The following is a 24,306-nucleotide window of genomic DNA, read 5'->3' on the forward strand; positions in this document are numbered from 1 at the left end:
GCACCCTGCCGTCCCCTCGGGGGGTGGACCGGTGGCCCCACGCCACAGGTCCACCCCCCGAAACGCATGTGAGTCGATCTTCAGCGGGCCAGTAGGATTTCGACTTATGGCGGCCACTGGATCCGAGAAGCAGGGGGCGAAGGCGTACTACGTCTCGACCCCCATCTACTACGTCAACGACGCTCCTCACCTGGGCCACGCCTATACGACCGTCGCAGGCGACGTGCTCACCCGCTGGCACCGTCAGCGCGGCGAGAAGGTGTGGTACCTCACCGGCACGGACGAGCACGGTCAGAAGATCATGCGCACGGCCGAGGCGAACGGGGTCACCCCGCAGGCCTGGGCCGACAAGCTCGTCACCGAGGCCTGGAAGCCCCTGTGGGAGCACCTGGAGATCGCGAACGACGACTTCATCCGCACCACGCAGAAGCGGCACACCGACCGCGTCCAGGAGTTCGTGCAGGACCTGTACGACAAGGACGAGATCTACAAGGGCGGCTACGAGGGCCCGTACTGCGTGGGCTGCGAGGAGTACAAGCTCCCGGGCGAGCTGCTCGACGGCGAAGGCGAATTCGCAGGTCAGAAGCTCTGCCCCATCCACAAGAAGCCCGTGGAGATCCTCAGCGAGGAGAACTACTTCTTCAAGCTGAGCGAGTACACCGACAAACTCCTCGCCCACTACGAGGCCAACCCGGACTTCATCCAGCCCGAGTCCGCGCGCAACGAGGTCGTGAACTTCGTCCGCCAGGGCCTCCAGGACCTCTCGATCTCCCGCTCGACCTTCGACTGGGGCGTCCCGGTCCCCTGGGACGACAAGCACGTGATCTACGTGTGGGTCGACGCGCTGCTGAACTACGCCACGGCGGTCGGCTACAACGAGAACCAGGAGAAGTTCGAGGCCACCTTCCCGGCCGACGTCCACCTGGTCGGCAAGGACATCCTCCGCTTCCACGCGGTGATCTGGCCGGCGATGCTGATGGCGCAGGGCCTGCCCCTGCCCGGCAAGATCGCCGCGAACGGCTGGCTGATGGTCGGCGGCGAGAAGATGTCGAAGTCGAACCTGACCGGCATCAAGCCGCAGGACCTGACCTCGCACTTCGGCGTGGACGCCTACCGCTGGTACTTCCTGCGCGCGATCGCCTTCGGCCAGGACGGCTCGTTCTCCTGGGAGGACTTCTCCGCCCGCTACACCAGCGAGCTGGCGAACGACTACGGCAACCTGGCCTCCCGGGTCGCCGCGATGGTCGGCAAGTACTTCGGTGGCGCGCTGCCCGAGGCGACGGCCGTCGGCGAGGCGGAGAAGGCCGTCCACGAGGGCCTGGCCAAGGCCGTCACGGAGGCCGACCGGAAGATCGGCGACGAGCTGGACTTCCAGGGCGGCATCCTGGCCGTCTTCGACTTCGTCAAGCAGGTCAACGGCTACCTCACCGAGCAGGAGCCGTGGAAGGTGGCCAAGGACGGCTCTCCGGAGGGCCAGGCTCGCCTCGCCACGATCCTCTACACCGCTGCGGAAGCGCTCCGCGCGGTAGCCGTCCTGCTCAACCCGGTCATGCCGGACACCTCCCAGAAGCTCTGGGACTCCCTGGGCGCCGAGGCGACCCTGGGCGCGCTGGCGGACCAGAAGGTCCAGGACGCCGGCGAGTGGGGCCAGCTCCCGCCCGCCTCCACCGTCACCAAGGGCGCGGTCCTGTTCCCGCGTCTTGAGGAGAAGCCGAGCGAGTAGGGCGTACACCCACTCGCACGCGGAGGCCCGGAAACGACTCGTTTCCGGGCCTCTTCACGTGCAAGCTCAGGACGGCACGCCGGCCCACCGCCGCAAGACGGCTTCGCAACCGGCAACGGCAGCGGCATCGACGACATCGGCAGCCCACGCGACCACCCCGTCCGGACGTACCAGCACCCCGGCCGGGGCCGACGTCGCATCGCCATCGATCACACGGTTCACCCGCCCGCCCCAGGCCACCGCGAGGCGGCCGAGCGCGCCGTCCAGGGTGCGGTCGAGCAGTAGGAACCCGCCGCCGTGACCGTGGTCGGCCAGCCGGGAGCCGTCCCCCAGCCACAGGTCGGGAACGAACCGCCCGATCAACGGATGGCCGGGGGAGTCCGCCGGTAGGTCGATGCGCTGCGCGACACCGGAGATCTTCTTGACCGCGTACGTCGCCCCTTCCCGCGTGCTCAGCAGATCACCCACGACCCCCCGGAGCGCGGCTGACTTGGCGTCCCCGCGCAGCACTCCGATCTGGGCCCGCGTCCAGTCCATCACCCATGCGCCGACGGGACGGCGCTCTGCGTCATACGTGTCGAGCAGCCCGTCAGGCGCCCACCCGGCGACCACGGCACCGAGCTTCCAGCCGAGGTTCATCGCGTCGCCGGCCCCGAGGTTGAGCCCCTGGCCGCCGAACGGCGGGTGCACGTGCGCGGCGTCCCCGGCCAGGAGGACCCGTCCCGACCGGTAGGTCGCGGCCTGGCGGGTGTTGTCGGTCCAGCGGGTGGGGGTGGCGCGCAGCGCGGTCAGCGTGACGTCGGTACCCGAGACCCGGCGCAGACTGCTCTGCACCTCCTCAAGGGTGACCGCCGTCGACCGGTCGGCGGGCGGATCGCCGAACTCCAGGGTGGCCACCCGCCCGGGCTGCGGCCCGTAGCGGTACGCCCCCCGGCTCGACCACGCCCATCCGTCCGCGAGCGGCGAGGGGTCGGCGATGTCGACGACCGCCTGGTAGCCGGTGAGTTCGGGGTCGGTACCGGGGAAGTCGATGCCCGCGAGGCGGCGCACGGTGCTGTGCCCACCGTCGCACCCGACCAGCCACCGGGCGCGCACCGTACCGGCGGTGGTGCCGACGATCACGCCGTCGCCGGTGTCTTCGAGCGAGGTGACCTCCACCCCGCGCCTCACCGGGACGCCGAGGCGCGCGACGTGGTCGGCCAGCAGCGCCTCCAACCGAGGCTGCGGCAGCATCCGCGCCCCGCCGGCGGCGGTGTGCGCGGCGAAGTCCGGATCGGCCCAGTCCACGAGGTCGGGGTCGAGGACCATCCCCGCGAAATGCCCGGTCAGCCGCGTACCGCCCACTCGCCCGCCGCCACTGGGCAACAGTCCTCGGCGGTCGAGTGCCTCGGCCGTCGGCACATTGATCGACTGCGCCTTCACCGCCTCGTCCGGCTCGGCCCGCCGCTCGAGTATCTGCACGCTCGCCCCGGAGAGCGCCAGCTCCGCGGCGAGCAGGAGGCCCACCGGCCCGGCCCCGACCACGGTCACGTCCACGTCGTACTTCTCATCGCTAGACACGAACAGCGTTCTATATACGAACAGTGTTCGTGTCAAGCTATAGTGGACGGGTGAACCCGAGAGAGCGACGCGCGGCGCGCCACCAGCCGCCGAGCCCCGACACCGAGCCCAGGCCGCGGCGGCGCAAGGTCCCGATCACCGTGGAGCAGGTCGTCGACACCGCGCTGGGCGTCATCGCCACAGAGGGCTACGAGGCGCTGACCATGCGCCGGCTGGCCGGCGCGCTCGACACCGGTCCCGCCTCGCTCTACGCCCACGTGGTCAACAAGGCCGACCTCGACGAGCTGCTCATCGGACGGCTGTGCGCCGAACTCGTACTGCCCGAGCCCGACCCCGCGGCCTGGCGGGAGCAGATCCGCGGCGTGTGCGCCCAGATACGCGACCAGTACCTGAAATACCCCGGGATCTCCCGCGCCGCGCTCGCCATGGCCCCCACCAACCTGGAGACCGTGCGCGTCAGCGAGGGAATGCTGGCGATCCTGCTCACCGGCGGCATCGCCCCACAGGCCGCCGCCTGGGCCATCGACGCCCTCCTGCTCTACGTGGCCGCCTACTGCCTCGAAGTATCGGTCGCGCGCCAACGCTCGGCGGACGACGACGCGATCTGGGTCCACAGCCGCGACGAACTCCTACGCCGCCTCACCGCCCTGCCCCCCGAAACCTTCCCCCACACCACCCGCCACGCCCCCGAACTCACCGCCGGCGAGGGCCACGACCGCTTCGACTTCACCCTCACCCTGATGCTGGACGGCCTCGCACACCGGTAGCGCGTGGCACCGGCACACAAAAACGTTCATCCGTGTCTCGAACGGGTGAATGCTCCTCATCACCCGGACAGCTCACCTCGTGATCGTCGAGATTGCCCCCATGGTCACATCGACACACGAGGCCTCACATCGGATCTTCCAGGAGCATCCCGAGGCCCTCGCCCCCGTCTTCGAGGCACTGGGCCTGCCGCCTCCGGCAAAAGCGATCATCGAGGCGATGTCCCCGGACGCCACGGAGATCCGTCCCATGGAACGCCGTGTGGACACCGTGCTGAAAGTCGAGCTGTCCGAGGGGGACCGGTTCATGGTCGCCGTCGAGAAACAGACCGACCCAGTCCCGGGCAAAGGAATCAGCTGGGCGTACTACGTCGCGTACCTGCATGCGAAGTTCGGACTCCCGGTGCTGCTGGTCGCGGTCTGCCACAGCAAGCGGACCGCGAAGTGGGCGACGGGGCCGTTCGAAAGCCGCGTCGGCCCCTGGGCCACCCAGGTGACGCGCCCGTTCGTCCTGGGTCCGCACAACGTTCCGGAGATCACCGACGTGTCGATGGTCACCGAGAATCCGGCGCTGGCGACGATCTCTGCCATCGTGCACTGCGAGAGCGAGAACCACCCCGCCATACTGAACATGCTGGCCGGCGGAATCCGGTTCTTCGACAAGGCCACAGCGAAATAACTGGTGCGAGTTCGTGGAAATCGGCCTGGAGGACACTCCAGCCAGGGAGACATGGAAAGGGCTTCAGAAAATGATCGCCACCTACTTCCCCGGCCGGGGAACCCTCTTCGAGCAGACGTACCTGGAGGGCAAGGCCGAAGGCGAAGCCAAGGGCGAGGCCAAGGGCGAGGCCAAGGCCATCCTTCGCTTCCTCGAAGCACGGGGCGTCTCCGTCCCCGAGGAGGCCCGGGACCGCATCGCTGGCTGCACCGACCTCGACCTCCTCAACCACTGGCTGGACCGGACGCCGCATGTGGAGAGCGTTGACGAGCTCTTCGCCGAGGACCCGGGGCCCACCGCGGACCAGGCCGAAGCCTGAGCCAGGAGGCGATCGTGACCGACGATCTCGATCTCGACGATTCATCGAACCTGCACGACCTGCTCTGGTTCACCTTGGCAGGCATGGACTTGGGCATCCCCCCGGAGCGCATCGTGGGCGACTTCCGTTTCGGACTGGAGAAGCTGAGACAACAGGGCTCCCTCCCTCTCCAGGAGATGGCCCGCATCCGGGCCACGGTGGACAAGCAGCCCGAGAACGAACACGAGGACGAGGACTGGGTCCGGGGATACACCGCCGGATACACCGCAGCGTGGGCCGCAGCGGTCCTGCGGGTCCTGAAGGTGCGTGACATCGCGCTACCCAAGGAGGTCTTCCGCCCCCTCTACGTGTGTCCGGACCCGGACGCCCTCACTCGCTATCTCGACCGCGCCATCACGGTCGACACGGCGGAGGGAGTCTTCGCTCCTACCCCCTGAAGTGAGCTGCCCCCGGGCCGTTTCAGCTTCCCGAGGCGTACCTCACGAAGTCCGCCCAGGCCTCCGGCGCCAACGCGAGCCGGGGGCCTTCGGCGTGCTTGGAGTCGCGGACGTGGACGGTGCCGGGGGTGACGGCCAGTTCGACGCAGGAGTTGCCGTCTGTACCGCTGCTGTAGCTGCTCAGGTCAGCTTCGGTCCTCGCCAGTGGCCCCTGCTGCCCCTGCGGCCGCTGGTCGCCGGACCGCACAACATGCCGGTGATCACCGATCCGGCCGAAGTCCGCAAGGATCTCGTCCTCGCCACGCTGGCGGCGATCACCCACGCCAAGCATCCGGACGCTGGGGCCATACTCAAGTCAATGACGACCGTGCTGCGGGACACCCCGCAGAACGTCGCCAACCCGATCATCGAACTCATCGCACAAGGCCTGGGCAAGCACCCGGCCGCACAGCTGTGGAGGAAACTGGTGGCCGTGGACCTCTCCTTCTACAAGTCAGATCTCTCCGAGGAAATCCGCGACGAAGGCCGAGCCGAAGGCCGAGCCGAGGACATCCTGGACGTCCTGGACGTGCGCGGCATCGACATCCCCGAAGCGGTCCGGGAACGCATCACCGGCTGCGGCGACCCCGAGACCCTGCGCCACTGGCACCGGCGCGCCGTCACAGCCCCGACAGCCGAAGCGATCTTCGAAGACGAGTAGCCCCGGGCCATGGCGGAGAGGCCGACCCGGCACGCGGATCGGCCTCCGGAGGCAGGGCGCTCCGGGATCCGCTAGTTCAGCACCCCGGCACCGGTCGTCGTCGCCAGTGACGTCGGCAGGTTCTTCGCCGACGTCTCCAGCCCTGCCGTCAGCGTCGGCGTCCAGTTGACCGTCGTCTTGATCTTCTTCGACGACGCGGAGTTGTAGGCGGCGACGAGGTCGGTGGCCGTGCCGTTGACGAGGTTGCCGCTGCCGGCGACGGAACCCGTGCCGTCGCCGCTGAGGAGCTTGGAGAACTTCTGGGTGGAGGGGATCTTCCAGTAGTTGTCCTCGGCGACGACCTGCGCCTTGGCGCGGGAGTTGATGCTGTACTGGAGGACGTAGCCGTTGACGGTCGCGGTGTCGTAGAGGTTGTTGTAGATGTGCACCTGGCCGATGCGGGCCAGCGGCGCGCGCTGCACGATGCCCTTCCACACGTTGTGGTGGATGGAGACGTGCAGCTTGCCGGTGCTGTCGGTGTCGCTGCTGCCGATCAGCATGGTCTTGTCGTGGTTGGTGAACTGGTTGCGCTCGACGGTCACCAGGTCCGAGCCCTTGGTGATGTCGAGGGATCCGTCGTGGATCTGGTACTCGCGGCCGAAGTACTTCGCGTTGGCGCTGTCGAAGTGGGGCGCGTCGGTGAAGGTGTTGTGGTCCGCCCAGACGTGCGTAGCGCCGCGCAGGGTGACGGAGTCGTAGTTCGAGTTCCAGTTGCCGTCGTCGCCGTCGGTCGGGTCCCACTGCGGGAAGCAGTCCTCGGTGGCGGAGAAGGTGAGGTTGCGGACGATGACGTTGTCCACGCTCTGGATCTGGAGCATGCCGCCGGTGATCCCGGCCTTGGTGCCGGGCACGCCGACGATGGTGGTGTTGGCGGGCACCTTGAAGGTGACGTTCTTGGCCTGCTTCGTCTGGGCGGCGGACCGGGCCTTCTCCTGCGTACCGGAGGGCAGCTTCGAGCGGCCGTAGGTGGCGGGGTCGAACGCCTTCAGGTAGGCGGAGAGGGAGTAGCCGGTGCCCGACGCGTAGTCGGAGCAGGTGAGCTTCTTGCCGGAGTCGTCGGTGTTGGCGTCGATGGTGCCGCTGACCTTGATGATCCGGGGGGCGGTGTCGGACACCGACCCCAGCGCCTTCACGAGCTGCGCGCGGGTGCTGACCGTGAAGGTGTGCGCCGCGTCGGCCTTCGCCCCGCCGGTCGTACCGGACCCGGAGGACGCCCAGCCGTCCTTGGCGGCCGGCGTCTGGTGGTACAGGTCGGTGCCGCCGGCGTTCGCGTTCATCACGAAGAAGCCGGCACCGGCACCGGCGACCACGGCGGCGGCGGAGACGACGAGGACACGCCGCGTGCGGAGGGACCGGCGGTGGGAGGGGCGCTGCGAAGGGGATGCCACGGGGGATGCCACGGAGGAGTCCTTACGTGCTGGGTCGGCTTACGACTCGTCAGTGGTCGCGGGTGAGGGGAAGGTTGCCGTGGTTGGGGAAAACTTTTCAGGGTGAACCTTCCGCACCTTCCCCCGCCCGGAGCGGACGCGCACCTCCGCCTCCTCGCCGACGTCTTCGCCGTGGACACGGCCGCCCCGGTGTCACTGGCCGGTGGCTACGCCCTTCAGGCCCACGGTCTGCTCGACCGCCCGCACGCGAACGTCGATCTGGCGACGGAGAGCACCGAGCCGATGGACCGGATCGCCCGCGCCCTCGGCGATGCGCTGACCGGCCGGGGGCGGGAGGTGACGCTCCGGGACGCGGACCCGCTGTCCGCGCACCTGTCCGTCACGGACCCGCAGACGGGTGGTCCGGTCACCGAGCTGGCCCTGCACAAGGAAACCTTCTGGAGCCCGCCCGTCCCGACCCCCTACGGCCCGGCGCTCTGTCTGGAGGACGCGGTCGGCACCAAGATCCGGGCCCTCTACGACCGCGGGCTCGCCGTCGACCTGATCGACGCGAGGGCTGCCTCCGCCCGCTTCACCCACCCCGAACTGGAGGAACTGGCCCGTCGCCACGCCAGGGACGAGTTCGACCTGCCCACCCTCCAGAGCCGCCTGGAGGGCATGGACTACTACGCGGACTCGGCGTTCACGGCGTACGGCCTGGGGGAGGACGAGGTCACCGGTCTGCGCGCCTGGGCCCTGGCCTGGTCCACGGACATCGCCGAGCGGCTGCTGGAGGAGGGCGCGTCGCCCGACGAGCCGGAGGACTGAGGCAGGGGGGCGAGGGACAGGCGTGCCGTTCCGAGGTGCCGCAGGCCCTCGCGTGCCGTCCGTGTCACCTGTTCGTACTCCTCCGCCGTGCGGGCGGCGGCCAGCTGGACCCGGGCCGCGCGGTGGCACTCCGCGGCGCTCGTCAGTGCCTGCCCCGCGCGCTCGCCCGCCGTCGCCCACGTCCTGGCGTCGGGTGGGGCGAGGCTGCCGCCGAGCCGTACGAGCCAGTGGTTGGCCTCCGCCTCCGCTTCCAGGCCGGACCGCCGTCGGTGGCGCTTTCGCGTGATCGTGCTGATCGTGATCCTGAATCCCATGGCCGTCGCTTCCTCCCTTGTCACCCCTTATGACAAGGGAGGTCGCTGTGACGCACCGTCGGGCTCGCTGTGCGTCTCCGGTGAGCTGTCAGCTCGCCGAAGCGGAAGGTGACGCCGACGAGGTGGGCCGGGGGCCGCCGCCGCCCGTGCCGTCGTTCGTCGCGCTCGCGTCGACGCCCAGGGTCAGGTGGGCACGCACACCACGGGCGATGTGCTTCTTGTCGTACTTGAGGTAGAGCAGGCCGCCCTCGTGCCCGTTGTCCGGGTAGATGGAATCCTCGTCGAGGGTGGTGCGGGTCGTGGTGTTGCCGGCGTACGGCTCCACGGACTCCGTCAGCAGCACCGACTTCTCGTCGAAGAACAGCTGGCCGGTGTGGCAGGCGTGCCCGCCCTCGTAACCGGCGTCCGTCCACTCGCCGTCCACGTGCACCTTGACGTGGATGTGGACGCAACGGCCCTGGTACCAGCCGGGGAAGACCGTCTTGAAGGTGACGTGGCCGTGCCGGTCGGTGTGCCAGGTACCGCGCAGGAAGCGGTCGTCGTCCGTGGGCTCCTGGTGTCCGCCGCCGCCTCCGCCCGGGCCGCCGGTGGGGGGCTCGCCGGTCGGGGTGCCGGTCGGCGGCTCGCCCGTGGGGGCCGGGCCGCCACCGCCGCTGCCCATCGCCTCGTAGCCCGAGTAGATGCCCACCGCGTTGCAGTGCCAGATGTCGACGGCCGCGTTCCTGACGGGCTTGCAGGTCTCGGAGTCGATCACCTTGAGCGTGAGGGTGAGGGGGATGCCCTCCTGGTCCTCGGTGACGTCCCGGCGGAGCTTGTCGGCGTCGATGTAGTACGGGCCCTCGACGAGTTCCGAGGTGAGCGTGTAGCACGCGTCGCCGTCGCCGGTGGCCTCGGAGTTCGCCTCGTCCGCCGACGCGTTCACCGTCAGGGTGCCGGCGACGCCCACCGCGGCCACCGTCGCACCACCGGCGACCAGGACTTTGCGGCGGGTCAGGTCTGCTGGGGCTGAAGTTTGTTCGTCTCCTGTCATGGGCCGGGAAGTTAAGTAAGAAGCCTGTCAGTGACCTTGGAAAAGGTCACTGACACGTCAGATAGCTTGAGAAGGGCTCGAAACCGACGCCGGTTTCGAGCCACCTCGGTTTTCGCCGTCTCACCCCGCCTCGTCCGCCGCTACCCGGCCCCCCACCAGGTAAAAGCGGCCCGGAACCGTCCCCGGTTCCGGGCCGCCAGGCTGGGGCCTGTCTCAGGCCGGGGCCTACTTCGGCTGCGGCTTGCGCACCGAGAGGTGCAGCTCCTTCAGCCGTGCCTCCTCCAGCTCCGTCGGCGCGCCCATCATCAGGTCCTGGGCGTTGCCGTTGAGCGGGAAGGCGATGGTCTCGCGGATGTTGGGCTCGTCCGCGAGGAGCATGACGATGCGGTCCACGCCCGGGGCGATGCCGCCGTGCGGCGGGGCGCCGAAGCGGAAGGCGCGCAGCATGCCGGCGAACTTCTCCTCGACGGTCTCACGGTCGTAGCCCGCGATCTCGAAGGCCTTCAGCATGATGTCCGGCTCGTGGTTCCGGATCGCGCCGGACGACAGCTCCACGCCGTTGCAGACGATGTCGTACTGCCAGCCCAGGATGTCCAGCGGGTCCTGGGTCTGAAGGGCCTCCAGGCCGCCCTGCGGCATCGAGAACGGGTTGTGCGAGAAGTCGATCGCGCCGGTCTCCTCGTCCTTCTCGTACATCGGGAAGTCGACGATCCAGCAGAAGCGGAAGACGTTCTCCTCGAAGTGCCCGGCGCGCTTGGCGGCCTCGACCCGCACCGCGCCCATGATCTTCGAGACCTCGTCGAACTCGCCCGCACCGAAGAAGACGGCGTGGCCGGGGGCCAGGGAGAGCCGCTTGGTCAGCTCGGCGACGTTCTCCTCGGTGAGGAACTTCGCGATCGGGCCGGACAGCGAGCCGTCCTCGGCCACGCGCACCCAGGCCAGGCCCTTCGCGCCCAGCGTCACCGCGAAGTCACCGAGCTGGTCGAAGAACTTGCGGGGCTGCGCCGAGACGTCCGGCACCGGCAGCGCGCGCACGTGCTTGCCCGCGAACGCCTTGAACTTTGAGCCCTCGAAGACGTCGGTGATGTCCACCAGCTCCAGCTTGGCCCGCAGGTCGGGCTTGTCCGAGCCGTACTTCAGCATCGCCTCGCGGAACGGGATCCGCGGGAAGGGCGAGGTGACGTGGCGGCCGCCGCCGAACTCCTCGAACAGCTCGGTCATCAGCTGCTCGATCGGGCGGAAGACGTCCTCCTGCTCGACGAAGCTCATCTCGACGTCGAGCTGGTAGAACTCGCCCGGCGAGCGGTCCGCGCGCGCGTCCTCGTCGCGGAAGCAGGGCGCGATCTGGAAGTAGCGGTCGAAGCCGGAGATCATCAGCAGCTGCTTGAACTGCTGCGGGGCCTGCGGCAGGGCGTAGAACTTGCCCGGGTTCAGCCGGGACGGGACGACGAAGTCGCGGGCGCCCTCGGGGGAGGTCGCGGACAGGATCGGCGTCGCCATCTCGTTGAAGCCGAGCGCCGTCATCTTGTGCCGGATCGCCGAGATGACCGCCGTGCGCAGCATGATGTTGCGGTGCATGCGCTCGCGGCGCAGGTCCAGGAAGCGGTACTCCAGGCGCCGCTCCTCGTTGACCCCGTCCTCGGTGTTGATCGTGAAGGGCAGCGGCTGGGCGGCACCCAGCAGCTCGACCTCGCCGACCTCAACCTCGATCTCGCCGGTGGGCAGGTCGGGGTTGACGTTCTCCGCGCCGCGGGAGACGACCTTGCCGTCGACGCGGACCGTCGACTCCTTGGAGACCTTGTCGAGGGCCTCGTACGCGGGCGTGCCGGGGCGGGCGACCAGCTGGGTGATGCCGTAGTGGTCGCGCAGATCGATGAAGAGGATGCCGCCCAGGTCGCGCCGATTGTGCAGCCAGCCACTCAGCCGGACGTCGGTGCCGACGTCAGAGGCGCGGAGCTCGCCGCAGGTGTGGGACCTGTACCGATGCATCGTCGTTCATCCAGTCTTCGCGGATCGGGGACTCGTTTCACGGGAAACTCCCCCCAGCGTACCGGGCAGCCCAAGATCCACTCTCGCCATTACCCGGCGCTGCTCAGCTGGGCGTATGCCGGAGCCTGATTTCGTGCAGGACCCCGAAGCCTGCCGCGGTCAGGGGCACCGACAGCAGCATGCCGAGGATCCCGGCGACGGACGCCCCGGCGGTGATCGCCAGCAGCACGGCCGCCGGGTGCATCTGCACGGTGCGGCTCTGGATCGCCGGCTGGAGCACATGCCCTTCGAGCACCTGCACGGCGAGCACGACCCCCAGCGCCCACAGCGCGATGACGAACCCCCGGTCGGCGAGCGCGACCAGCACCGCGACCGCGCCGGAGATGAAGGCGCCGAGGTAAGGGATGTAGGCGCCCACGAAGACGAGCGCCCCGAGGCCGACCGCGCCGGGCACGCTCAGGACGAGCAGCCCGATGGTGATGCAGGTGGCGTCGATGAGCGCGATGAGGGTGGTCCCGCGCATGAAGCCCTCGACGGCCTCGTAGGCGCGCCGGGCCATGGCCTCCAGGGTGTCGGCGGTGCCGCCGGGGGCGACGGAGCGCAGGGTCTGGACGGCCCGGTCGGAGTCGCGCAGGAAGAAGAAGACGAGCAGCAGGGCGAGCACGGCCTCGGCGATGGTCTGGCCGACGACGCTGACCCCGCTGATCACATTGGAGGCCGCCGTCCCGCCGAACCTGCGCAGCAGCTCACCGGAGTGGGCGGCGAGGTCGTCCACCGAGGTGCCGGCCGCCCCGAAATGCCGGGCGACACTCTTCGCGGCCGCTTTGAGCGAGGAGACGATCTGGGGGCCGGTGTCGATCAGCGCGGCGACGACGATGTAGACGGCGCCCCCGACCACGGCCACCACCGCGACACAGGTCAGCCCGGCCGACACCGACCGCTGCACCCCGACCCGCACCAGCCGCCGGTGCAGCGGCCCGAGCAGCGCGGTGCCCAGCAGCGCGAGCAGCACGGGGATCACGGCCGTACGCAGTTCCCCGCACAGCCGGATACCGATCCACACGACCCCCGACACGAGCAGGATCACCGCACACCAGGCGGCGAGCCTGCGGACCGGGGCGGGGAGCAGGGCCGGCGGCGGGGGCATGCGCCCATGGCACCACGCCCCGGGGGAGGGTGCCCGCCGGGGCATGCCGCGGGGGTGACACCCACCCTTGGGTGTCACCCCCGTATGTCACCCCGGCCGAAATCCACGGCCAGGCCCGACGTCAGGCCTGCGGTCCGGCCTCCGTCATCCCGTGGACCGCGGGGATCGTGCCCAGGCGGCCCTTCTGGAAGTCCTCGAAGGCCTGCTGGAGTTCCTCGCGGGTGTTCATGACGAACGGGCCGTAGTGGGCCATGGGCTCACGGATGGGCTGTCCGCCGAGGAGGACGATCTCCAGGTCCGGGGTGTGGGAGTCCTGCTTCTCGTCCGCGCGGACGGTCAGCGAGGAACCCGCGCCGAAGACCGCCGTCTGGCCCAGGTGGACGGGGCGGCGGTCGGTGCCGACCGAGCCGCGGCCCGCGAGGACGTAGGCGAGGCCGTTGAAGTCCTCCCGCCAGGGCAGCGTCAGCTCGGCACCCGGGGCGAGGGTGGCGTGGATCATCGTGATCGGCGTGTGTGTCGCACCCGGACCCTGGTGGCCGTCCAGGTCGCCGGCGATGACACGGATCAGCGCGCCGCCGTCCGGCGTGGTGAGCAGCGCGACCTCGCCGCTGCGCAGGTCCTGGTACTTCGGGGCCATCATCTTGTCCTTGGCCGGCAGGTTCACCCACAGCTGGAGACCGTGGAAGAGGCCGCCCGACATGACCAGCGACTCCGGCGGCGCCTCGATGTGCAGCAGGCCCGAGCCCGCGGTCATCCACTGGGTGTCACCGTTGGTGATGGTGCCGCCGCCGCCGTGGCTGTCCTGGTGGTCGAAGATGCCGTCGATGATGTAGGTGACGGTCTCGAAGCCGCGGTGCGGGTGCCAGGGGGTGCCCTTGGGCTCGCCCTGCGCGTAGTCCACCTCGCCCATCTGGTCCATCATGATGAACGGGTCGAGGTGTCGGTAGTTGATCCCGGCGAACGCCCGGCGCACCGGGAAGCCCTCGCCCTCGAAACCGCTGGGCGCGGTCGTGACGGCGAGCACGGGCCGTGCCACGGCGTCGGCGGGCGCGATCACCCGGGGCAGGGTCAGCGGGTTCTCGACGGTCACTGCAGGCATGTCGGTACCTCCTTGTGCGGCCAGTTTAGTTGAGCATTGAACTTTCTGCCACCAGTAACGGAAAGAGCCCGGGGGGAATTCCCTCCGGGCCGCCACGGGCGCTCTCAGGCGAACAGGGATGCCAGCGCCGTCACCACCATGGCCGCGCCGATCCCCGCCATGGGGACGGCGAGCAGGAGCAGGCCGAGCACGCCGGAGGTCAGCTGTCCGGCGGTGCCCCGCCCGACCTTGGTGGTGCCCTCCGGGTCCTCGGGGTCGTACACGATCTCGACCTGGTCCGGGCCGCCCTCCTCCCCGGTGCGCTCGCGCGGCTCACCCAGGGCGTCCACATAGCGGTACACGTGGTGCGTGACCCGGTCCTCACCGCTGCCGGTGTCGAAGGAGTACTTCAGCCGGCCCTCCACGGTGATCCCCCGCCTGCGCAGCACCACGGCGTCCCGCACCTGCCCGCACGCGCTGCGGACGGCCACGGCCCCGAAGCCGAGCACCACCGCGCCCGCCAGCCACAGGGCGACGGCCTTCGCCCCCGCTCCGCACGCCGCCAGGAGCCCGGCGACCAGCAGGAGGGAAACCCCGAGCGCCCACAGGCCCACACGCCACGGCTCCAGCCCCGGCCGCTCCAGCGGTTCCACGGACACCCGCGCCGCTCCGTCCGCGCGCGGCTTCCCGGGCACCCGCGCCGGCAGCGCCCGCCGCACGGCTCCCGCGAAGGCGCCCACGGCCGGGGCGCTGCGGGCGGTGAGGGTGTACGTCTTGGCACGAGCCGGATCGGCGGCGGTCAGGACGACGGCCAGCTCACGGCCCTTGCCGCCGCGCACCTCCACGCGTTCGATCGCACCGACGGGTATCCGGCGGCGCACCCCGCCCGACTCCAGCAGCAGCACGCCGTCGCGTAATCGGGCACTCGCCCGGCCCCGCCCGTGCAGGACCAGCGGCGAGCTGTCAGCCATACATGCGGCGCATCGCGAACTCCACCATCTGTTCCACCGCCTTCGCGTCGAAGACCATGCGGTGCTCGCCCTCCATGTCGAGGACGAAGCCGTAGCCGGTCGGCAGCAGGTCGATCACCTCGGAGCCGGTGATGACGAAGTACTTGGACTCCTTGCCCGCGTACCGGCGCAGCTCCTTGAGGGAGGTGAACATCGGGATCACCGGCTGCTGGGTGTTGTGCAGGGCGAGGAAGCCGGGGTTGTCGCCGCGCGGGCAGTACACCTTGGAGGTGGCGAACACCTGCTGGAAGTCCTCGGCGGCCAGCTGGCCGGTGGTGAAGGCGCGCACCGCGTCCGCGAGCGAGGGCGGGGACGGCTCCGGGTAGAGCGGCTGCTGCTGGCCGTACCCGCCGAGGCCGCCGCCGGGCATCTGCTGCGACGAGGCGTACTGCTGCTGCTGAGCGGCGCCACCGTCCATGGGCTGGCCGTATCCATACATGCGCGTAAGCGTACCGAGATGCCCCGCGGGGCAGGAGGGCCGTCAAGGGTTGTCGAGCCGTTTCCGAGCGCGGGTATGTAGACCCTTCTCACACTTGGACCGGTAGGGGTTGCTTCTTATTACCGACGGGTAGCATCATCGTAGCTACTTGTTGGTACGTGAACCAGATGCGAGGAGCCAGTGCCTCGCCCAGTCCTATACGGAGCCGTCACCATGGGGCACTACAAGTCCAATCTCCGCGACATCGAGTTCAACCTCTTCGAAGTACTCGGCCGCGACAAGCTCTACGGCACCGGCCCGTTCGAGGAGATGGACACGGACACCGCCAAGAGCGTGCTTGAGGAGCTGACGCGCCTCGCGGAGAACGAGCTGGCGGAGTCCTTCGCGGACGCCGACCGCAACCCGCCGGTCTTCGACCCCGAGACGAACACCGCGCCGGTCCCGGCGACGTTCAAGAAGAGCTACAAGGCCTTCATGGACTCCGAGTACTGGCGCCTGGGCCTGCCCGAGGAGATCGGCGGCACGACGGCTCCCCCGTCCCTGATCTGGGCGTACGCGGAGCTGATCCTCGGCTCGAACCCGGCCGTGTGGATGTACTCCTCCGGCCCGGCGTTCGCCGGCATCCTCTTCGACGAGGGCAATGAGGTCCAGAAGAAGATCGCGCAGATCGCCGTGGAGCGGACCTGGGGTTCGACCATGGTGCTCACCGAGCCCGACGCGGGCTCCGACGTGGGCGCCGGCCGCACCAAGGCCGTCCAGCAGGAGGACGGCTCCTGGCACATCGAGGGCGTGAAGCGCTTCATCACCTCCGGTGAGCACGACATGGAGGAGAACATCCTCCACTACGTCCTCGCCCGCCCCGAGGGCGCCGGCCCCGGCACCAAGGGCCTGTCCCTCTTCCTCGTCCCGAAGTACCTGTTCGACTTCGAGACCGGCGAGCTGGGCGAGCGCAACGGCGTCTACGCCACCAACGTCGAGCACAAGATGGGCCTGAAGGCCTCCAACACCTGCGAGATGACCTTCGGCGACCGCCACCCCGCCAAGGGCTGGCTGATCGGCGACAAGCACGACGGCATCCGCCAGATGTTCCGCATCATCGAGTTCGCCCGGATGATGGTCGGCACGAAGGCGATCTCGACGCTGTCGACCGGCTACCTCAACGCCCTCGAGTACGCCAAGGAGCGCGTCCAGGGTCCCGACCTGGCGAACTTCATGGACAAGACCGCGCCCAAGGTCACCATCACGCACCACCCGGACGTGCGCCGCTCCCTGATGACGCAGAAGGCGTACGCCGAGGGCATGCGCGCCCTCGTCCTCTACACCGCCTCCGTGCAGGACGCGATAGCCGTCAAGGAGGCCGCCGGCGAGGACACCTCCGCCGAGCACGCCCTCAACGACCTGCTCCTGCCGATCGTCAAGGGCTACGGCTCGGAGAAGGGCTACGAGCAGCTCGCCCAGTCGCTCCAGACCTTCGGCGGCTCCGGGTTCCTCCAGGAGTACCCGATCGAGCAGTACATCCGCGACGCCAAGATCGACACCCTGTACGAGGGCACCACCGCGATCCAGGGCCAGGACTTCTTCTTCCGGAAGATCGTCCGCAACCAGGGCGCCGCGCTGAACTCCCTCGCCGAGGACATCAAGAAGTTCCTGGCACTCGGCACGGGCGGCGAGCAGCTGGCCGGCGCACGCGAGCACCTCGCCAAGGCGGCCGTCGAGCTGGAGGCCATCGTCGGCCTGATGCTCACCGACCTCGCGGCCACCGAGCAGGACGTCAAGAACATCTACAAGGTCGGCCTCAACAGCACCCGGCTGCTGCTCGCCTCCGGTGACGTCGTCGTCGGCTACCTGCTGCTCAAGGGCGCCGCGGTCGCCGCCGAGAAGCTTCAGACGGCCTCCGCCAAGGACAAGGCGTTCTACACCGGCAAGATCGCGGCGGCGAAGTTCTTCGCGGCCAACGTCCTGCCCGGCGTCACCCTGGCCCGCAAGGTGGCCGAGGGCGTCGACCTGGACCTGATGGAGCTGGACGAGGCCGCGTTCTGATCCGGCCCCGCCGTCCCTGCTGAACACTCACGAGGGCCCGCTCCCGGTAGGGGGGAGCGGGCCCTCGTACGTCGTTAAGGTGAAGACTATGAGCGCACCAGCCCGCTTCGACCGCGGCCACACCGACGACCTGATGTCCTTCCTCGCGGCGAGCCCCTCGCCGTACCACGCCGTGGCGAACGCCGCCGAACGGCTGGAGAAGGCCGGCTTCAGGCAGGTCGCGGAGACGGACGCCTGGGACGGGACGCACGGCGGCAAGTACGTGCTGCGCGGCGGCGCGATCGTGGCCTGGTACGTCCCCGAGGGCGCCGCCGCCCACACCCCGTTCCGGATCGTCGGCGCGCACACCGACTCCCCCAACCTGCGGGTCAAGCCGCAGCCGGACACCGGGGCGCACGGCTGGCGCCAGGTCGCCGTCGAGATCTACGGCGGGCCGCTGCTGAACTCCTGGCTCGACCGCGACCTCGGGCTCGCCGGACGACTGACGCTGCGCGACGGCACCACCCGCCTGGTGAACGTCGACCGGCCGCTGCTCAGGGTGCCCCAGCTGGCCATCCACCTGGACCGGTCGGTGTCCTCCGAGGGCCTCAAGCTGGACAAGCAGCGGCACCTCCAGCCGGTGTGGGGCCTGGGCAACGACGTGCGCGACGGCGACCTGATCGCCTTCCTGGAGCACGAGTGCGGGCTGCCGGCGGGCGAGGCGGCCGGCTGGGACCTGATGACGCACTCCGTGGAGCCGCCCGCCTACCTCGGCCGGGACCGCGAACTGGTCGCCGGCCCGCGCATGGACAACCTGCTGTCCGTGCACGCGGGCGTCGCCGCCCTCGCCGCCGTCGCCGCCTCCGGCGAACCGCTGCCCGCCATCCCGGTGCTGGCCGCCTTCGACCACGAGGAGAACGGCTCCCAGTCGGACACCGGCGCGGACGGACCGCTGCTCGGCAGCGTCCTGGAGCGCTCGGTGTTCGCGCGCGGCGGCGGTTACGAGGACCGGGCGCGTGCCTTCGCCGCCACCGTCTGCCTGTCCTCCGACACCGGCCACGCGGTCCACCCCAACTACCCGGAGCGGCACGACCCGACCCACCACCCGCGCGTCAACGGCGGCCCGATCCTCAAGGTCAACGTCAACAACCGCTACGCGACGGACGGTTCGGGCCGCGCCGTGTGGGCCGCCGCCTGCGAGAAGGCGAACGTCCCCTTCCAGTCCTTCGTCTCCAACAACTCCATGCCCTGCGGCACCACCATCGGCCCGATCACCGCGGCCCGCCACGGCATCCGCACCGTCGACATCGGCGTGGCGATCCTGTCGATGCACAGCGCCCGCGAACTGTGCGGCGCGGACGACCCGTACCTGCTGGCGAACGCGCTGGAGGCGTTCCTGGAGGGCTAGGCCGGGGTCGCCGCGAGGGACGGCCGGCCGCTACGACCTGTACCGGTAGCGGATCCGGCCGCGGGTCAGGTCGTAGGGGCTGAGCTCGACGAGCACCCGGTCGTACGGGAGGATCTTGATGTAGTTCTTCCGGATCTTCCCGCTGATGTGTGCGAGCACGGTGTGCCCGTTCTGGAGCTCCACCTTGAAGGTGGCGTTGCGCAGGCACTCGACGACGGTGCCCTCGACTTCCACGCCCCCTGCTTGCTTTGTCATGGTTTCTCTTCTCTTCCTGTTCTCTTCAGGTAGGTGACGGGTCGTCAGTGGCGGACGAGTTCCAGGGTGCCGCCCGCGCGCCGGGCGCCGACGCCCTCGAACAGGGCGGTGGCCGCCGCGTTGGACTCGTCCACCTCGGCCCATGCCGAAGCGGTCCCGGAGCGGTGCAGTGCCCCCAGCGCGTGGGCCAGCAGCGCCCGGGCGATGCCGCGGCGGTGCCGGTCGGACCGCACGGCGATCAGCCCGATCCGCGGCTGCCGGGTCCGCGTCGCCAACCGCACCAGTCCCACGTACTGGTCGTCGTGCAGCGCCACCGCGTACTTCGACGGGTCGAGCACGGTGCTCCCGGGCGGGCAGGGCAGCACCTCGGCCGGCATCGTCCGCCAGCCGACGGTGGCCTCGACCTCGTCGCGGATGACGCGGTCCAGGGCGCGCAGCGGGCCCTCCTCCGCCTGACCGGCGGGCACGATCGTCACACCTGACGGGGGTCGCACCGGGCCGAGCCCGGTGAGCTGAGGGTCGGTGGGCACCAGATAGCCCCGCTCGCGGCGCGCGGCGGCGAAACCGGCCCGCTCCCAGGCGGACCTCGAGCCGTGGTCGGCTTCGTCGACGACGGTGTGGAGCGGTGCGGGGAGGTCGGCCCGCATCGCGTCGGCGATGCGGTCGAAGACGGCGCCGTGCCACGCGTCGACGCTGATGAAGAGGCGCCCGTCGGGCCGCCGCGAAGCGTGGCCGCGGCCGACCGTGCGGTCGTCCTCCAGGGCGTGCCACTGCGTGTCCGAAACACGCGTGACCACGGAGTTCGAAGAGTTCATAGGTATTGCCTCTCAGGAGTGCCTGTCTGCGGCGCTCCCGGCGACACCTACGTCAACCGCCCACCGTGACCAAAGAGGGGAGCACCCACACCACTACAGCCTTCATGGGTCTCACCTCCTGGCGTCGTCTCACGGCTGCCCAGACGGTACCAGCGGGGTCCGCCCGGCCCAACTCATTTAAATCGTTCGATCCCGGGAACGGCCCGGCATCGCATGCGGCATCGCATGCGGGTTGACAACGGGGGTACCCGCAGTCTCGGACCGGAACGGCCGGTCCGGACAGGAGGCGACAGCCATGGGCCTCGGCGGGTGCATCATCCTCATCGCCGTGGGAGCCATCCTCACCTTCGCGACCGACTGGCACATGAGCGGGGTGAACCTCCATCTGGTCGGGTTCATCCTGATGATCGTGGGGCTGATCGGAGTGGCGACGTTCAGCAGCATCGCGCGGCGCAGGCGCGTCGTGATGCCGCCGCCGACGACCACGGTCGTCGAGGAGGAGCCGCACCACCATCACCACGGAAGCGCATACGGCGACGGCTACCGGGACGGTTACGGCGTCTGAGCCTCGGCGGCCTCGTCCATCCCCGCCAGCACGAGGGGGAGGCGGTCCGCACCGCCCACGGTGAGGCGGACCGGGACGCCCCAGTCCTGCTGGTGGACGTGGCAGGCCGGATATTCGTTGGCCGGGTCGTCATCGCAGGAGGCGGCCATCGCGGAGACGTGGAGTACGCCCTCGGTGACCTGCGGGTCGAGTTCGAGCGTGCGGGACAGCTCCGTGTCCGCGCCCTCACCCTTCAGCAGCAGCTCCGGCGGGGTGGAGGACACCAGCAGACGGGTCGAAGGACCGTAGCGGGTGTCGAGCTTCTGGCCGGCCGGAGGCTGGAAGACGACGTCCAACCGGAGCGTCCCTGGGGCGACTTCCGTGGCCGCCCGCTGTGTGCGGTGGGCCACGGACTCCACGCGCACGGCCTCCTCGGGCAGCCGCAGCCGGGTCAGGCGGTGCCGGGCCGATTCCACGACCACGATGTCCTCGCCGACCAGCACGGCGTCGCTGGGCTCGCGCAGGTCGGTGGCGAGGGTGGTCACCTCGCCGGTGGCGGGGTCGTAGCGGCGCAGGGCGTGGTTGTAGGTGTCGCAGACGGCCACCGAGCCGTCCGGCAGCGCGGTGACGCCCAACGGGTGCTGGAGCAGGGCCTGTTCGGCGGCGCCGTCGCGGTGCCCGAAGTCGAAGAGGCCGGTACCTACGGCGGTGTGGACGTGCCCGTCGAGATCCACCCAGCGCAGCGCGGAGGTCTCGGAGTCGGCGAGCCAGAGCCGGTCGGCGGTCGCCGCGAGCCCGGACGGCTGCGCGAACCAGGCCTCGGCGCCCGGCCCGTCCACGAGCCCCTCGTTGGTCGTACCGGCGGTGACGGCGACGGTGCCCCCGGCCGGGTCGTACGCCCACAGCTGGTGCACGCCCGCCATGGCGATCCACACCTTGCCGCCGAAGACGGCCACGTCCCAGGGGGAGGACAGGTCGACCTCGCGGGCCGGGCCCGAGATCGGTGAGCCCTGCCACCACTGCTTTCCGGTACCGGCGAGGGTCGTCACCGTCCCGGTGGCGAGGTCCAGGCGGCGCAGGGCGTGGTTCACGGTGTCGGCGACGACCACGGACGCCCCCTCATCGACGTCCTCAAGCAGTGCGAGCCCCTGCGGCTCACTGAAAGAGGCCTCCTCGGCACCGCCGTCGGCGAACCCGCGCACACCGGAGCCGATACGCCGTACGACGGTCTCCCCGTCCCCCTCCAGCTCGACCAGCTGGTGCCGGGTGGTGTCGCTGACCAGGAAGTTCCCGCCCGGCAGCAGCAGCGCCTTGCCCGGGAAGCGCAGCGCGGTCGGCTCCGGTTCCGGCGCCACGTACGGGCCGTCCCCGCGCCGCAGGGCGCCCTTCGCCTCGTGTTCGGCCTCCAGCTCGGTCACCAGCCGCTCGATGGCGTGCACATGCCCCTCACCGGCGTGCTGCGCGACGACGTAGCCCTCCGGGTCGATGACGACGAGCGTGGGCCAAGCCCGCACCGCGTACTGCTTCCAGGTCGCCAGCTCCGGGTCGTCGAGCACCGGGTGCTCCACCCCGTACCGCTCCACGGCATCCACGACGGCCTGGTGCTCGGCCTCGTGCACGAACTTCGGCGAGTGCACGCCGATGACGACGACGGTGTCCCGGTGCCTCTCCTCCAGCTCGCGGAGCTCGTCGAGGACGTGCAGGCAGTTGATGCAGCAGAAGGTCCAGAAATCGAGGATGACGATCCGCCCACGAAGTTCCGCGAGGCTGTACTGCTGCCCCCCGGTGTTCAGCCAGCCCCCCTTCCCGACCAGCTCAGGAGCACGGACACGGGCGCGGCGAGGTGCGGCATCGTTCATGGTTCAAGCTTGCCATCCGGGTATGAACACCGGATCACACGCGTACGGCAAGGCCGACGGCTAAGGGGCGGCGGTTGACTGCGGACGGGAAGGAGACGGCTGCCGGTGGGGCGGCGCGGGCGGTACAGGGATTCATGGCGCTGCCGGGGCGTACGGAGCACCGGCGGGAGGCGTTTGCCGGGTGCCTCGCGGACGTCGTCCGGGTCCTCTCACTCGATGCCCCTGCCGAGCCGGGCCCCGGCGATCCACGCACCTGGGTGCGCCGCGTTCGGACGGCGCTGCGTGACGCCTGCCGCCGAGGCCTGACCCTTTCCGACGAGTCCTTTCCACGCGCTGGTCAAGGCGGCCGTCCATGATCCCGACCGAGTTTCAACCGCCAGTTCGTCGAGCCGAAGTCCGCCTACCCACCGGAGTTGCACGACCTGGTGACCGAAGCGGTGGCGACAGCCCGGGCCCATCCCGACGAGTACATCCGCCACCGCGTGGAACACCAGCTCGGCGACTAGCGCGGCGTGCCGCGCCTCACTCAGTCCTGGTGGGTCACGTCTCGGCCGGGGCCGCCCGACAGGGTGTCGCGGCCCGGGCCGCCGTAGAGCTTGTCGTCGCCGCTGTTGCCGTACAGGCGGTCGTTGCCGGCGTTGCCGTACAGGGCGTCGTTGCCCTTGCCGCCGTAGAGGGTGTCGTCGGCGGTGCCGCCGTAGAGCCTGTCGTTGCCGTCGTCGCCGGACAGGTACTGGCTTCCGGAGCCGCCGTGGAGAACGTCGTCGCCCTTGCCGCCCTGGACGATGTTGTCGCCGCCGCTCGCGTGGACGGTGTCGTTGCCGTCACCTCCCCAGGCCAGCCCCTCCGCGCCGACCGTGATCGTGTCGTTGCCCGCGTCGCCCGAGGCGTAGGCGCCGTCGAGGCTGCCGGAGTCGGTCAGCTTGTCGTTGCCGGCGCCCAGCGAGATCTCGGCGTAGGAGTACACCTGGTCGGTGGCGTTCTTGTACGCGAGCGTGTCGTTGCCGTCGCCGAGGTTCGCGACCAGGGCGGCGTACGGGTCCTGGCTGTCCACGAGGGTGACCGTGCAGGAGACCTTCGTACGGTCCGCGCCGTCGGGGTAGGCGCAGTCGTGCCCGGCGCCGATCGGGACGACGTCGTCGATCACGTAGGTGATGCCCGTGCGGTCGGCGGTGCGCGTCGCGGTGACCGTGGCCTTGTTGGTCTGGCCGGCGGCGGCCTTGTAGGTGAGCTGCCAGTCGTACTGGTTGACCGAGGCGGTGGCCGGTGCCTGCGCGGCCCCGGCGATTCCGGCCAGGGCCAACGGGGCGGCCAGGGCGGTGCCGAGGAGCAGCGCCGCCGCCGGGACAGCACGGATCACCCGGCGGCGGACGGAAGAACGAAGGGGCATTGCGGGACCTCCGAGAGGAACGTGCGGTGTCGTCTGCGACCTACGCACCGTTCGACGCGGCGACACTGCGTCCGGTTGGGCAACTTCCCTTTGTGGATTGGAAGTTCACCTTCGGGACACCCCTCGGCCCGGCGGATTCCGGGAACCGGTCAGAAGAGGGCGTGGCCGGTGGTCGCGTCCACGTGGGCCGGGATCTCCTCGTGGCGGTCGCCGACCGTCGACGTGCCCGTGGGTTCGAGGAGCAGGATCGACGCTCCCGTCGGGGCGATCGGCTTGTGCTCCGTTCCCCGGGGGACCGTGAAGACCGAGCCCTTGGGGAGGACGACCTCGCGCTCGCCGGCCGCCTCCCGCAGGGCGATCCGCAACTCGCCGTCGAGGACGAGGAAGAACTCGTCCGTGTCGTCGTGGACGTGCCAGAGGTGTTCACCCTCGACCTTCGCCACGCGGACGTCGTAGTCGTTGACGGTCGTGACGATGCGGGGACTCCACAGGTCGGAGAAGGAAGCGAGGGCGTCGGCGAGGGAGATCGGTTCCTGTGTCATGACGTCATCGTG

At 70.0% G+C, this 24,306-nt stretch carries 23 protein-coding genes and 1 pseudogene; 10 read left to right on the top strand and 14 right to left on the bottom strand.

From position 1 onward, the window contains the following. Nucleotides 1–106 precede the first annotated feature (106 nt). Nucleotides 107–1,723, top strand: a complete 1,617-nt coding sequence (gene metG, locus ACFY01_RS22035; protein ID WP_390737404.1) for a methionine--tRNA ligase — start codon at nucleotides 107–109, stop codon at nucleotides 1,721–1,723. A gap of 66 nt (nucleotides 1,724–1,789) precedes the next feature. Here metG and ACFY01_RS22040 read toward each other — a convergent pair whose 3' ends face one another. Then, nucleotides 1,790–3,283 (bottom strand): FAD-dependent monooxygenase, encoded by a 1,494-nt coding sequence (locus ACFY01_RS22040; RefSeq protein ID WP_390737405.1) that lies wholly within the window; start codon nucleotides 3,281–3,283, stop codon nucleotides 1,790–1,792. Nucleotides 3,284–3,333: 50 nt separating this feature from the next. Here ACFY01_RS22040 and ACFY01_RS22045 point away from each other — a divergent pair, with 50 nt between their 5' ends. The 4 genes from ACFY01_RS22045 to ACFY01_RS22060 all read left to right on the top strand — a co-directional run bounded on the left by ACFY01_RS22045 (nucleotide 3,334) and on the right by ACFY01_RS22060 (nucleotide 5,521). Then, nucleotides 3,334–4,050, top strand: coding sequence for a TetR/AcrR family transcriptional regulator (locus ACFY01_RS22045; protein ID WP_390737406.1), 717 nt, complete (start codon nucleotides 3,334–3,336; stop codon nucleotides 4,048–4,050). Nucleotides 4,051–4,150: 100 nt separating this feature from the next. After that, nucleotides 4,151–4,726 (top strand): hypothetical protein, encoded by a 576-nt coding sequence (locus ACFY01_RS22050; RefSeq protein WP_390737407.1) that lies wholly within the window; start codon nucleotides 4,151–4,153, stop codon nucleotides 4,724–4,726. Between the two features lie 70 nt (nucleotides 4,727–4,796). Further along, the gene (locus tag ACFY01_RS22055; protein WP_390737408.1) at nucleotides 4,797–5,084 is read left to right on the top strand and encodes a hypothetical protein; all 288 of its coding nucleotides are present in this window, start codon (nucleotides 4,797–4,799) and stop codon (nucleotides 5,082–5,084) included. 14 nt (nucleotides 5,085–5,098) lie between these two features. Continuing rightward, nucleotides 5,099–5,521: a hypothetical protein gene (locus ACFY01_RS22060; protein ID WP_390737409.1), complete on the top strand. Its 423-nt coding sequence runs from the start codon at nucleotides 5,099–5,101 to the stop codon at nucleotides 5,519–5,521. A gap of 22 nt (nucleotides 5,522–5,543) precedes the next feature. Here the strand turns inward: ACFY01_RS22060 and ACFY01_RS22065 are convergent, their stop codons facing one another. Continuing rightward, entirely contained in the window at nucleotides 5,544–5,726 is a 183-nt protein-coding gene (locus ACFY01_RS22065; protein ID WP_390737508.1) for a DUF397 domain-containing protein, read from the bottom strand. Between ACFY01_RS22065 and ACFY01_RS22070 the strand changes: the two are divergent. Then, nucleotides 5,685–6,221 (top strand): annotated as a pseudogene (locus ACFY01_RS22070) (hypothetical protein); the annotation flags it as partial. The gene ACFY01_RS22065 and the pseudogene ACFY01_RS22070 overlap by 42 nt on opposite strands. A 71-nt stretch (nucleotides 6,222–6,292) precedes the next feature. Here the strand turns inward: ACFY01_RS22070 and ACFY01_RS22075 are convergent. After that, complete coding sequence (locus ACFY01_RS22075) at nucleotides 6,293–7,648, bottom strand: polysaccharide lyase family 1 protein (RefSeq protein ID WP_390737509.1); 1,356 nt, start codon at nucleotides 7,646–7,648, stop codon at nucleotides 6,293–6,295. Nucleotides 7,649–7,750: 102 nt separating this feature from the next. Between ACFY01_RS22075 and ACFY01_RS22080 the strand changes: the two genes are divergently transcribed. Continuing rightward, nucleotides 7,751–8,455, top strand: a complete 705-nt coding sequence (locus tag ACFY01_RS22080) for a hypothetical protein (protein WP_390737410.1) — start codon at nucleotides 7,751–7,753, stop codon at nucleotides 8,453–8,455. Between the two features lie 402 nt (nucleotides 8,456–8,857). Here ACFY01_RS22080 and ACFY01_RS22085 read toward each other — a convergent pair whose 3' ends face one another. The 6 genes from ACFY01_RS22085 to ACFY01_RS22110 all read right to left on the bottom strand — a co-directional run bounded on the left by ACFY01_RS22085 (nucleotide 8,858) and on the right by ACFY01_RS22110 (nucleotide 15,462). After that, on the bottom strand, nucleotides 8,858–9,799 hold the full coding sequence (locus ACFY01_RS22085) for an intradiol ring-cleavage dioxygenase (protein WP_390737411.1): 942 nt from the start codon (nucleotides 9,797–9,799) through the stop codon (nucleotides 8,858–8,860). Between the two features lie 225 nt (nucleotides 9,800–10,024). Then, nucleotides 10,025–11,788: an aspartate--tRNA ligase gene (aspS, locus tag ACFY01_RS22090; protein ID WP_390737412.1), complete on the bottom strand. Its 1,764-nt coding sequence runs from the start codon at nucleotides 11,786–11,788 to the stop codon at nucleotides 10,025–10,027. Nucleotides 11,789–11,891: 103 nt separating this feature from the next. Further along, nucleotides 11,892–12,935, bottom strand: a complete 1,044-nt coding sequence (locus ACFY01_RS22095) for an AI-2E family transporter (protein WP_390737413.1) — start codon at nucleotides 12,933–12,935, stop codon at nucleotides 11,892–11,894. Between the two features lie 121 nt (nucleotides 12,936–13,056). Next, nucleotides 13,057–14,034, bottom strand: coding sequence for a pirin family protein (locus ACFY01_RS22100; protein ID WP_390737414.1), 978 nt, complete (start codon nucleotides 14,032–14,034; stop codon nucleotides 13,057–13,059). A gap of 104 nt (nucleotides 14,035–14,138) precedes the next feature. After that, nucleotides 14,139–14,984, bottom strand: a complete 846-nt coding sequence (locus ACFY01_RS22105) for a DUF3592 domain-containing protein (RefSeq protein WP_390737415.1) — start codon at nucleotides 14,982–14,984, stop codon at nucleotides 14,139–14,141. After that, nucleotides 14,977–15,462 carry an SseB family protein gene (locus ACFY01_RS22110; protein ID WP_390737416.1) on the bottom strand — a complete coding sequence of 162 codons (486 nt, stop codon included), beginning with the start codon at nucleotides 15,460–15,462 and terminating at the stop codon, nucleotides 14,977–14,979. The genes ACFY01_RS22105 and ACFY01_RS22110 overlap by 8 nt, the downstream gene beginning before the upstream one ends. Nucleotides 15,463–15,675: 213 nt before the next feature. Between ACFY01_RS22110 and ACFY01_RS22115 the strand changes: the two genes are divergently transcribed. Beyond that, the gene (locus tag ACFY01_RS22115) at nucleotides 15,676–17,502 is read left to right on the top strand and encodes an acyl-CoA dehydrogenase (protein ID WP_390737417.1); all 1,827 of its coding nucleotides are present in this window, start codon (nucleotides 15,676–15,678) and stop codon (nucleotides 17,500–17,502) included. Nucleotides 17,503–17,590: 88 nt separating this feature from the next. After that, a complete protein-coding gene (locus tag ACFY01_RS22120) occupies nucleotides 17,591–18,889 on the top strand; it encodes a M18 family aminopeptidase (RefSeq protein WP_390737418.1) in 1,299 nt (432 codons plus the stop codon). 30 nt (nucleotides 18,890–18,919) lie between these two features. On the opposite strand, the gene infA is transcribed toward ACFY01_RS22120, so the two are convergent. Next, a complete protein-coding gene (gene infA / locus ACFY01_RS22125) occupies nucleotides 18,920–19,144 on the bottom strand; it encodes a translation initiation factor IF-1 (RefSeq protein WP_390737419.1) in 225 nt (74 codons plus the stop codon). 44 nt (nucleotides 19,145–19,188) lie between these two features. After that, a complete protein-coding gene (locus ACFY01_RS22130) occupies nucleotides 19,189–19,959 on the bottom strand; it encodes a GNAT family N-acetyltransferase (protein ID WP_390737420.1) in 771 nt (256 codons plus the stop codon). 295 nt (nucleotides 19,960–20,254) lie between these two features. Here ACFY01_RS22130 and ACFY01_RS22135 point away from each other — a divergent pair, with 295 nt between their 5' ends. Further along, entirely contained in the window at nucleotides 20,255–20,524 is a 270-nt protein-coding gene (locus ACFY01_RS22135; protein ID WP_390737421.1) for a DUF6458 family protein, read from the top strand. Here ACFY01_RS22135 and ACFY01_RS22140 read toward each other — a convergent pair. The 3 genes from ACFY01_RS22140 to ACFY01_RS22150 all read right to left on the bottom strand — a co-directional run bounded on the left by ACFY01_RS22140 (nucleotide 20,512) and on the right by ACFY01_RS22150 (nucleotide 24,294). Continuing rightward, on the bottom strand, nucleotides 20,512–22,362 hold the full coding sequence (locus ACFY01_RS22140) for an NHL domain-containing thioredoxin family protein (protein WP_390737422.1): 1,851 nt from the start codon (nucleotides 22,360–22,362) through the stop codon (nucleotides 20,512–20,514). The genes ACFY01_RS22135 and ACFY01_RS22140 overlap by 13 nt on opposite strands. A gap of 526 nt (nucleotides 22,363–22,888) precedes the next feature. Then, the gene (locus ACFY01_RS22145) at nucleotides 22,889–23,752 is read right to left on the bottom strand and encodes a calcium-binding protein (protein WP_390737423.1); all 864 of its coding nucleotides are present in this window, start codon (nucleotides 23,750–23,752) and stop codon (nucleotides 22,889–22,891) included. 149 nt (nucleotides 23,753–23,901) lie between these two features. Continuing rightward, a complete protein-coding gene (locus ACFY01_RS22150; protein ID WP_390737424.1) occupies nucleotides 23,902–24,294 on the bottom strand; it encodes a cupin domain-containing protein in 393 nt (130 codons plus the stop codon). Nucleotides 24,295–24,306 lie beyond the last annotated feature (12 nt).

The sequence above is a fragment of the Streptomyces sp. NPDC001480 genome (assembly GCF_042894725.1).
GTDB lineage: Bacteria > Actinomycetota > Actinomycetes > Streptomycetales > Streptomycetaceae > Streptomyces.